Below are 383 nucleotides of genomic sequence, written 5' to 3' on the forward strand. Positions count from 1 at the left end.
CATAGATTTCTGCAATCGGTTCTGGCCAACCACCACGAGTAATTTCTTTCTTCGAATAAGGTAGGTGTTGGTTTTGCACGATAAAGAACTGGCTGCCGTTGGTATTTGGACCAGCATTTGCCATGGAAAGAGCACCACGGATATTGTAAAGCTCTTCTGAGAATTCATCCTCAAAAGATTCGCCGTAGATTGACTCGCCACCCATACCAGTTCCAGTTGGGTCTCCACCTTGGATCATAAAGTCCTTGATAATACGGTGGAAAATGACACCATCATAGTAGCCATCTTTTGAAAGAGATACAAAGTTAGCCACTGTTTTAGGAGCATGTTCAGGGAAAAGCTTGATACGTAAGTCTCCGTGATTGGTCTTAATAGTCGCAAGA

1 protein-coding gene is annotated in these 383 nt (G+C 43.3%); it reads right to left on the reverse strand.

Translation table 11 applies throughout. The features are described from left to right. Positions 1 to 383, reverse strand: a 383-nt coding sequence (locus tag EDI28_RS26640; protein WP_164918649.1) for a peptidylprolyl isomerase, incomplete at both ends; no start/stop codon positions are given.

Origin of the sequence: Photobacterium chitinilyticum, assembly GCF_004104355.1 — a bacterium.
GTDB classification, from domain to species: Bacteria; Pseudomonadota; Gammaproteobacteria; order Enterobacterales; family Vibrionaceae; genus Photobacterium; species Photobacterium chitinilyticum.